11 protein-coding genes and 1 other RNA gene are annotated in these 9,283 nt (G+C 32.1%); 10 read left to right on the forward strand and 2 right to left on the reverse strand.

Features of this window, described 5'->3' with window-relative positions; all coding sequences use genetic code 11:
* Positions 1-124 precede the first annotated feature (124 nt).
* Genes IDG60_RS20815 through IDG60_RS20825 form a run of 3 tightly spaced genes read left to right on the forward strand, consistent with a single transcriptional unit; the run spans position 125 to position 1,806 of the window.
* A complete protein-coding gene (locus IDG60_RS20815; RefSeq protein ID WP_000362218.1) occupies positions 125-811 on the forward strand; it encodes a DnaD domain-containing protein in 687 nt (228 codons plus the stop codon).
* Positions 801-1,460, forward strand: coding sequence for an endonuclease III (gene nth, locus IDG60_RS20820; protein ID WP_000253765.1), 660 nt, complete (start codon positions 801-803; stop codon positions 1,458-1,460). The genes IDG60_RS20815 and nth overlap by 11 nt, the downstream gene beginning before the upstream one ends.
* A gap of 4 nt (positions 1,461-1,464) precedes the next feature.
* Positions 1,465-1,806, forward strand: coding sequence for a YpoC family protein (locus IDG60_RS20825; protein WP_000182026.1), 342 nt, complete (start codon positions 1,465-1,467; stop codon positions 1,804-1,806).
* A 565-nt stretch (positions 1,807-2,371) separates the two neighbouring features.
* Here IDG60_RS20825 and IDG60_RS20830 read toward each other — a convergent pair.
* Both IDG60_RS20830 and recU read right to left on the reverse strand, forming a co-directional pair.
* Complete coding sequence (locus IDG60_RS20830) at positions 2,372-4,555, reverse strand: transglycosylase domain-containing protein (RefSeq protein ID WP_000138351.1); 2,184 nt, start codon at positions 4,553-4,555, stop codon at positions 2,372-2,374.
* A complete protein-coding gene (gene recU, locus IDG60_RS20835; RefSeq protein WP_001108889.1) occupies positions 4,552-5,178 on the reverse strand; it encodes a Holliday junction resolvase RecU in 627 nt (208 codons plus the stop codon). Before recU ends, IDG60_RS20830 begins: the two co-directional genes overlap by 4 nt.
* A 305-nt stretch (positions 5,179-5,483) precedes the next feature.
* Here recU and IDG60_RS26890 point away from each other — a divergent pair, with 305 nt between their 5' ends.
* The 7 genes from IDG60_RS26890 (at position 5,484) to IDG60_RS20870 (ending at position 9,194) form a co-directional block, all read left to right on the forward strand.
* On the forward strand, positions 5,484-5,663 hold the full coding sequence (locus tag IDG60_RS26890) for a hypothetical protein (protein ID WP_001788819.1): 180 nt from the start codon (positions 5,484-5,486) through the stop codon (positions 5,661-5,663).
* 54 nt (positions 5,664-5,717) lie between these two features.
* On the forward strand, positions 5,718-6,068 hold the full coding sequence (locus IDG60_RS20845) for a YppE family protein (protein WP_001000806.1): 351 nt from the start codon (positions 5,718-5,720) through the stop codon (positions 6,066-6,068).
* Positions 6,061-6,624, forward strand: coding sequence for an SLOG family protein (locus IDG60_RS20850; protein ID WP_000241308.1), 564 nt, complete (start codon positions 6,061-6,063; stop codon positions 6,622-6,624). Before IDG60_RS20845 ends, IDG60_RS20850 begins: the two co-directional genes overlap by 8 nt.
* Before the next feature lie 13 nt (positions 6,625-6,637).
* On the forward strand, positions 6,638-6,982 hold the full coding sequence (gene gpsB, locus IDG60_RS20855) for a cell division regulator GpsB (RefSeq protein WP_001286320.1): 345 nt from the start codon (positions 6,638-6,640) through the stop codon (positions 6,980-6,982).
* Between the two features lie 62 nt (positions 6,983-7,044).
* Positions 7,045-7,424: RNase P RNA component class B (rnpB, locus tag IDG60_RS20860), an RNA gene on the forward strand.
* Positions 7,425-7,632: 208 nt separating this feature from the next.
* Complete coding sequence (locus IDG60_RS20865; RefSeq protein ID WP_000487154.1) at positions 7,633-8,778, forward strand: THUMP domain-containing class I SAM-dependent RNA methyltransferase; 1,146 nt, start codon at positions 7,633-7,635, stop codon at positions 8,776-8,778.
* Positions 8,779-8,861: 83 nt separating this feature from the next.
* Positions 8,862-9,194 carry a DUF4889 domain-containing protein gene (locus tag IDG60_RS20870; RefSeq protein WP_000516798.1) on the forward strand — a complete coding sequence of 111 codons (333 nt, stop codon included), beginning with the start codon at positions 8,862-8,864 and terminating at the stop codon, positions 9,192-9,194.
* The last annotated feature ends 89 nt before the right edge of the window (positions 9,195-9,283 follow it).

The following is a 9,283-nucleotide window of genomic DNA, read 5'->3' on the forward strand; positions in this document are numbered from 1 at the left end:
TTAAAAAATACTGTTATTTAAAATTTGTTTGCTACTAGTTAAATATATTAAGCATTTTAGTCGAAAATTAAAGAAAATGATTTATACTATTAAGTAATGGTTAAATTTAAAAGGGGGCACGAACATGGATAAATATCAATTAAAAGCAAGACCTGTAGTGATACGAAGAGAATTATTAGACCATTACAGTGACTTAGGTTTAGATGAGCAAGATTTAGTCATTTTGCTTAAATTGATTTATGCTTCCGAAACATCAAATAAACAGCCTTCAATTGAATTACTTCAGAAGGGCTCAACTATGCAACCACGTGATATTACAATGGTTATTCAAAATTTGATACAACGTGAATTGCTAGAATTACAAGTTCAAAAAGATGAAGAAGGTAGATTTACCGAATATATGAATCTAGATCCTTTTTTCGAAAAATTAAGTCATATATTGAAGCAACAAAGTATGGAAACGAAAGAGCAAAATAGTAAAGAAAAATTTAAACAATTATTTAGAGTTTTAGAGGATACATTTGCAAGGCCGTTATCTCCATATGAAATAGAAACGTTAAATCAATGGATTGATGTTGATAAACACGATAGTGCAATTATACAAGCGGCATTAGACGAGGCGAATAGTTTGAATAAACTTAGCTTTAAATATATGGATCGTATTTTACTTAATTGGAAGAAAAACAATGTCAAAACAATTGACGATTCTAGAAAAATAAGAGAAAAATTTAATAAACCGAAAATGACGCACACAGTTAAAACGGTACCTAAATTTGATTGGTTAAACGGGGAGAACCTTGATGGTAAGTAAGAAAAAAGCATTAGAAATGATTGATGTTATAGCAAATATGTTTCCGGATGCAGAATGTGAATTAAAACATGATAATCCGTTCGAATTAACTATTGCTGTATTATTGTCAGCGCAATGTACAGACGTTCTAGTAAATAGAGTAACAACTGAGCTGTTTAAAAAATACAAAACGCCTGAAGATTATTTGGCAGTCAGTGATGAAGAACTTATGAATGATATTCGTTCTATCGGTCTGTATCGTAACAAAGCTAAGAATATTAAGAAACTTTGTCAATCTTTGATTGATCAATTTAATGGAGAAATACCACAAACACATAAGGAATTAGAAAGTTTAGCAGGTGTAGGACGTAAAACTGCTAATGTAGTCATGAGTGTAGCATTTGATGAACCTTCATTAGCTGTTGATACGCATGTAGAACGTGTTTCTAAACGCTTAGGTATTAATCGTTGGAAAGATAATGTGAGACAGGTAGAAGACCGTTTATGTTCTGTCATACCTAGAGATAGATGGAATAGGAGCCATCATCAACTCATTTTCTTTGGAAGATACCACTGTTTAGCCCGAAAACCTAAATGCGATATTTGTCCACTATTAGAAGATTGTAGAGAAGGACAAAAACGTTATAAAGCTAGTTTGAAAGAAGCGTGATAACATGACAAATATTACAAAAGAGGTATTTGATAATTTAGAACAAGAGATTGATGTATTTGCCAAAAATAAGACATTAGGTTCTAGTGAAGCAAAGCCCTACTTGGATGAATACCATAGTAAAATTATTGATTATTTTAAGCAGGTTAATGACATAACTGGCAATATTGATTTTGATAAATTAAATCAATATCCTGTTGTGCCAATGAATTTTAAAGAAAGATATGATTATATGATTGAACGTAAATATCATTTTATGGGCTATCGACAAATGAAGACCTTTAAAACTGAATTGATTAAAATGAATGCTAGTTATCAAACAAGGTTAAAGAATAAGCAGGTATAGACAAGATTGATCATTTCTTAATGTTGAAAATATGTAAAACTAATTCATGCACACATATTTGTATTTATGTTAGGTGTCGTGTCATTACAACGTCTTAATATAAAAACTGTCCATCTACATCATAATGGATATCTTGAGATATGCTTTAAGATACCTATTTCGAATCGTAGGTGGATTTCTTATATCTATGATTGTGAAAATATGTTGCAAACATCTTGATATTTCACTGATTAACGTACACAGGGAATTGATAAACATTTCAATTTAAAACAGCGTCTAAGATGACTATGAGAAAATATAATCATAATTTTAAAAATGGGAACAACCACTTATTCAAATTCAATAATTTTACATAGCTAAAGATGTGAATATGAAAAACTATTTAGATGTTTCAAAATGTATGTGAATGACTGATTTTACGGTTTCTACTAATATAGCATTAGCGTATGAATACTTATAAAAAAAGCAGGAAGTTTTACCTTCCCACCATAAAAGATGAAGAACCTAAAAAAATCCTCAGCTACACCATAAATATGGTATAACTGAGGATTTTATGTTGAGTGGATTAGTTGAATATACCTGTTAATCCACCGCTGTTTCTAGATTGTTGAGATCTAGTATTGTTATTTGATTGTGCAGTACCACTGCTGTTTGCTGATGTGTCACTACCACCGTGTGTACTACGATTTGTAGTGTTGTTATCTTGACTACCAGAAACATTGATTGATGGGATACTACCACTTACTGAGCTAGGACGTTTAAAGTCTTCGCCATCTCTAGATGAAATTTTTGACATCACATTTTCATATAAGAACTGTGGATATTCTTGTTGGCTATGTCCCACAAATGAGTTTTCACCATATTGTTTAACTTTACTGAAGCCCATCCACACTGACATAGTGTATTGAGGTGTAAAGCCGTTAATCCACACGTCTTTCGCTGCATTATCAGGTAAATTATATTGTGAATAAGTTTCAGCACCGTAAGTACCAGTACCTGTCTTAGCACCCATATTTACTCCAGATACACCATGGCCATATGCAGAACCATATGGTTTAAATGTACCTTTTAGCATCTCAGCTAACATGTATGCAGTGTAATCACTCATCGCTTTATGGCTAGTATGATCGTATTCGATTGTTTCACCGTCACGAGTAACTACTTTTTGAATTGAATGCGCGTTGTTATAAGTACCACCGTTAGCGATTGCAGCAAATGCTGATGCTAATTGTGTTGGTGAGAATTCTGAAGCAGAACCACCAAGTACTTCAGATGGACCAATATCGCCTTCGTAGTTTAAGCCAAGTTTGGCAGCGAATTTCTTAGGTGCATCGTTACCAGCATTTTGCTTAACTGATTGCCATGCTTTTAAAGCTGGGATATTGAAACTTTGTCGTAAAGCATCATAAATAGATACAGTACCGTGACTCTTCGTATCATAGTTTCTAAATGTAGAACCGTCAACTTGATATGAAGATTCATCTTGAATCGCATGGTTTGTTGCCCATTTCATATTTTCAATGGCAGGTCCATACGCTAAGAAAGGTTTTAAAGATGAACCAGTAGGGTGAGGATCTGTTGCTTGGTTTCTGTTAACGACGTCTTTGAAATCACGTCCACCAGATATAGCAACTAAACCACCAGTTTTACTATCAAGAATCGTTGCACCAACTTGTTGGTCTTTATTCTTGTAGAAGCTACCATTATCAACATCATTTTGTAATGTTTTTTGAACATCTTTATCCATGTTTGTATAAATTTTAATACCACTTTGTAATACATTACCTAAATTTTCATCTTTGAATGCTTTATTATTCATTAATTCAGATTTCACAAAGTTAACGTATGAATTATACTCAGAATCTTGATTTGTATCAATGTTTTGACGTTCTTCAGGAGTACGATTTACTAAGTTCGCTTTTAAATCGATTTTCTTAGCATCTTCCCACTGTTTATCTGTAATGCGTTTATGATAATGCATTAAGTATAAAACAGTGTTTTTACGATCTTCAGCAGCTTTTGGATGATCATAAATATTATAGTTGTTTGGAACCTGAGGTAAACCGGCTAAATAAGCTTCTTCCGCTAAGTTTAAATCTTTTAAATCTTTATTAAAGTAATACTTAGCAGCAGCTTTAATACCTGTTACGCCATCAGAATAGTAAATTTTGTTTAGATATACTTGGAAGATATCATCTTTACTATACTCTTGTTCTAAACGATATGATAAGTATGCTTCTTGAGCTTTACGTCCAATAGATTTATGTTGTGATAAAAATGCATCTTTAACAACTTGTTGTGTTAATGTTGAGGCACCTTCAGAACCAAATCCACCAGTCAAGTTCTTACCAATTGCACCGAATAAACGTTTATAATCAAGTGCGCCATGTTCGTAGAAACGATTGTCTTCAGTTGCAAGTACTGCGTCTTTCATTGATTTCGGCACGTCTTTTAAATTTACATGCTCATGTCTTTGGCCATTATCTAATGTTTTAACAAGTTCTCCGTTCTTGTCATATATCTTTGCAGGAATCGGATCTTGTAATTTAGCTTCGGTAAAAGCAGGTGCTTTCCAAGCATAATAAGCAAACAATAAGATACCTAGTAAAAGAACAACGAAAAATGCAATAATCATGAAGCCAATAATCTTAATAATCGTTCTCTTCACATTTCTATTCTTTTTTGAGTTGGATTTCCCACCATTATTACCGTTTTTCTTAGGCTGAGAAGATCCTTTGTTTTCCGTCATACGCGGTCCTCACTTTCATCTAATATCAACTTATCAACTGCTTTTAGATAGTCTAATCTTGGTTGATACTGATAAGGAATATGGTAACCATTTTTTCGTATTTCATCAACTGTTATAGACTTTTTAATATTATCTTTATATCTCTTCCAAAATACTTCGAATTTTGAATAGGGTAAAAGATAAACTTCATCTAGCGTTTTAAAACGAATCATTAAAAACACAATACCTTTTTGTTGATATGCATTTTTCATATGTTCGACTTGATGGTCATGAATATTATTTAAAGGAAAGGACGTCTTGTTTTTAGTTTCCTTTGCTTCAAAATCAATATAATAACCTTGATAAACGCCGTTGTAATCAGTTGTTGAAGGTGTACGAAAATAAGCTTCGTTAATCACAGCTTTACTCCGCTTAGGATAGTTGACATTAACTATTTGTACTGGCGTAGGCTTTTTGTGAATAACTGCAATGTCGCTTTTAAGATAAAACGTATTTGAATGTTCGATATCTTTTTCAAGTGACATACCACGTCCACCATACTCAATATTACTAAAGGCAGCGGTCTTTTTCCCTCCGTCTATAGCACTATTTTTACGATATGGTTTACCATTTGGATAATTCATAAATTTCACCACACAAGTTTGGTAGTAAACGTTGTTTATTATACACAACATTATAGTGAAACACCAAACTTAAATTAGTATAAATGCGAAAGACACAATACACCAAAACTTATTTTAACGTGATTTCAGCATTAACACAATAATATTATAATACATTTACCGTTAATGTTGGAATTTTACACACAATTTTAATTAATTGAAAAGTTTTGCTTATAAAAATGAATACTCATTACAATATTTTTGAATTTTGTTATAAAAGTCAAATCATGATCAGTAATTTTTATTTTTGAGGCAAGTACAAGTATGTGTTGTTAATCAGCAGAGGTGTATTTGATTTAAATGATTTTATTAGATTAAAAGTATTTTCATCGTATAACAACATACACGATAAAATTTTGTATTTATATAGGAAGTTTTTAGATTTACTTGATTTAACAGATAACACATTTGAAAAAATAGTTAAATCAAATTATATAGAGTGTTAAAACATGACGAATACAGTATATTGTGATAAATTAAAAAATGTAGGAGGCGTCCTCATGAATGATGTAGTCGAATCACTAATTTATGAAGTTAACAACATGCAACAAAATTTTGAAAATGTGAAATCACAACAACAAGATCATGATTTTTACCAAACTGTAAAGCCATATACTGAACATATTGATAGCATGCTCAATGAGATCAAATTACATCGTGAATTTATTATAGAAGTACCTTATATGAATTCAAGGAAATTTGAGCTACTGATTGCTAACATTGAACAACTTTCTGTCGAATGTCATTTTAAGCGAACAAGTCGAAAGTTATTTATAGAAAAGCTTAAAAGTGTCCAATATGATTTACAAAATATATTAGATGGCGTAACAAAAGAGGGTACTTATGGTTAAAACAGTTTATGTAACAGGTTACAAATCATTCGAATTAAACATTTTTAAAGATGACGCACCTGAAGTACATTATTTAAAACAATTTATAAAACATAAAATTGAACAACTGTTGGATGAAGGATTAGAATGGGTGTTAATACAAGGGCAAATGGGTATAGAATTATGGACTGCAGAAGTTGTTATTGAATTACAACGAACATATGATTCGTTAAAGTTTGCTGTAATTACACCGTTCCAAGGACATACAGAAAAGTGGAATGAACATAATCAAAGTAAGTATGCCAACATAATTAAGCATGCAGATTATGTTGATAGTATTTTTCATACGTCGTATCAAGGTCCTTTTCAATTTAAACAAGCAGATCAATTTATGCTTGAACATTCGGATCAAACATTGCTCATTTATGATGAGGAACAAGAGGCAAGTCCTAAGTTCTTCAAGCAGATGTTAGTTGATTTTATGGATAAAACAAACTATACTTGTGATATTGTGACGTTCGATGAATTAACAGCATTCATCAATGACTTACAGTGGTCTGAAGATCAAAGTTTCTAATGAGGTGGAAAAAATGTCAGATGTTTCATTGAAATTATCAGCAAAAGATATTTATGAAAAAGATTTTGAAAAAACGATGGCTCGTGGCTATAGAAGAGAAGAAGTAGATGCATTTTTAGATGACATTATTGCTGATTATCAAAAAATGGCCGATATGAATAATGAAGTTGTAAAATTATCAGAAGAGAATCATAAACTTAAAAAAGAATTAGAAGAATTAAGACTACGTGTAGCAACATCAAGACCTCAGGACAATAAAAGTTTTTCTTCGAATAATACAACAACAAATACATCTTCAAATAATGTAGATATTTTAAAACGTATTTCAAACTTAGAAAAAGCTGTATTTGGTAAATAATTACTAAATACAAAAGTTTAACTGTCTTACTAATAATGACTATGTTATAATTTTAAAAGTGATATTTTGGGTAATCGCTATATTATATAGAGGAAAGTCCATGCTCACACAGTCTGAGATGATTGTAGTGTTCGTGCTTGATGAAACAATAAATCAAGGCATTAATTTGACGGCAATGAAATATCCTAAGTCTTTCGATATGGATAGAGTAATTTGAAAGTGCCACAGTGACGTAGCTTTTATAGAAATATAAAAGGTGGAACGCGGTAAACCCCTCGAGTGAGCAATCCAAATTTGGTAGGAGCACTTGTTTAACGGAATTCAACGTATAAACGAGACACACTTCGCGAAATGAAGTGGTGTAGACAGATGGTTATCACCTGAGTACCAGTGTGACTAGTGCACGTGATGAGTACGATGGAACAGAACATGGCTTATAGAAATATCACTACTAGTTTAGCTCTCCTAGATGATGGAGAGCTTTTTTCATGAAAAGAACACTTAAAATTAACGCCTTGTCTTGATATAATGACACTGCCTTGTTTTAAAATAGTAAGCGGATGCGTTAATGTATCAGCGATTAAATTTGTTGGAAATGTATAAAAAACACAAGCTAAGAATAAAATACCTGTATAAAAGGAGAATCATATATGTTTCAATTACTTGCAGTTTGTCCGATGGGATTAGAAGCTGTTGTTGCTAGGGAAATTCAAGAATTAGGCTATGAAACAAATGTTGAAAATGGTCGTATATTTTTTGAAGGAGACGCAAGTGCAATTGTAAAGGCAAATTTATGGTTGCGCACAGCAGACCGAATCAAAATTGTTGTTGGACGTTTTAACGCAACAACGTTTGACGAATTATTCGAACAAACCAAAGCGCTCCCTTGGGAATCTATAATTGATAAAGAAGGTAACTTCCCAGTTCAAGGTAGAAGCGTTAAATCAACACTACATAGTGTGCCAGATTGTCAGGCGATAACTAAGAAAGCTATTGTTGAACGATTACGTCGCGCATATAACGAAAAAGGTTGGTTAAATGAATCAGGTGCCAAATACCCTGTTGAAGTTGCTATTTTAAAAGATAATGTATTATTGACTATCGACACATCAGGTTCTGGTTTGAACAGACGTGGTTATAGATTAGCACAAGGTGAAGCACCAATTAAAGAAACGTTGGCAGCAAGTTTAATCCGTCTTGCAAACTGGAAAGGTGATACACCTTTAATTGATCCATTTTGCGGTTCGGGTACAATAGCTATAGAAGCTTGTTTAATTGCTCAAAATATCGCACCTGGTTTTAATCGCGAGTTCGTATCAGAGCAATGGAACATCATGCCAGCAAATATTTATGATGATTACCGTGATGAAGCGGATAAGATGGCTGATTATGATAAAGAAATCGAAGTATATGCTTCTGATATCGATCCAGAAATGGTAGAGATTGCTAAGCGTAACGCTGAAGAAGTTGGGTTGTCTGATATTATTAAATTTAGTGTAAAAGATGTCAATACATTAACAATTGATACAGAAGAACCGGTGGCGTTAATTGGAAATCCTCCATATGGTGAACGTATTGGTGATCGTGAAGAAGTTGAAGAAATGTACCGTTATATTGGTAAACTAATGAAACAACATCCATTTTTATCTACATACATTTTAACAAGTAATAAAGAATTTGAATATTTAGTAAATCGTAAAGCAACGAAGCGACGTAAGTTATTTAATGGATATATAGAATGTACTTATTATCAATACTGGGGTAAAAAGACAGAACGTAAAACTATTGAAAACTAAAGTGTTTCTAATGCGTGACTAAAATTAGTAATAATTAAGTTCTCATGATAATAGGTATTTTTGAAAAATGGAGGAGTCTATAAATGGGTAAAAAAATGGGTCTAGGTTTATCTATAGCATTGGTTGTTATTGGTATTGCCGTTGTATGTTTAATGATTTTTTCTAGTCAAAAAACGACTTATTTTGGTTATATGAATAGTAAAACAAATGCAGAAAAAGTTGTCAGTGAAAAAGATGGATTAGTCAAACATAATATCAAAGTAGAACCATCAAATGATTTTAAACCGAAAAAAGGAGACTTTGTAAAATTAGTTTCTAAAGATGATGGGAAGACATTTTATAAACAAGAGATTGTTAAACATGATGACGTCCCACACGGTTTAATGATGAAAATTCACGACATGCATATGAATTAATAAAAAAGCATCTATAACGTAATTTTGAAGAAGTAGAGTTATCTTCTTATGCGTTTTAGATGCTTTTTTATCTTCAAATTCAAAAAATC

This window comes from Staphylococcus sp. EG-SA-2 (assembly GCF_017152085.1).

Coding starts and splice junctions, on each gene's coding strand:
- IDG60_RS20815 (WP_000362218.1), top strand. CDS start 125: ATGGATAAATATCAATTAAAAGCAAGACCTGTAGTGATACGAAGAGAA.
- nth (WP_000253765.1), top strand. CDS start 801: ATGGTAAGTAAGAAAAAAGCATTAGAAATGATTGATGTTATAGCAAAT.
- IDG60_RS20825 (WP_000182026.1), top strand. CDS start 1,465: ATGACAAATATTACAAAAGAGGTATTTGATAATTTAGAACAAGAGATT.
- IDG60_RS20830 (WP_000138351.1), bottom strand. CDS start 4,555: ATGACGGAAAACAAAGGATCTTCTCAGCCTAAGAAAAACGGTAATAAT.
- recU (WP_001108889.1), bottom strand. CDS start 5,178: ATGAATTATCCAAATGGTAAACCATATCGTAAAAATAGTGCTATAGAC.
- IDG60_RS20845 (WP_001000806.1), top strand. CDS start 5,718: ATGAATGATGTAGTCGAATCACTAATTTATGAAGTTAACAACATGCAA.
- IDG60_RS20850 (WP_000241308.1), top strand. CDS start 6,061: ATGGTTAAAACAGTTTATGTAACAGGTTACAAATCATTCGAATTAAAC.
- gpsB (WP_001286320.1), top strand. CDS start 6,638: ATGTCAGATGTTTCATTGAAATTATCAGCAAAAGATATTTATGAAAAA.
- IDG60_RS20865 (WP_000487154.1), top strand. CDS start 7,633: ATGTTTCAATTACTTGCAGTTTGTCCGATGGGATTAGAAGCTGTTGTT.
- IDG60_RS20870 (WP_000516798.1), top strand. CDS start 8,862: ATGGGTAAAAAAATGGGTCTAGGTTTATCTATAGCATTGGTTGTTATT.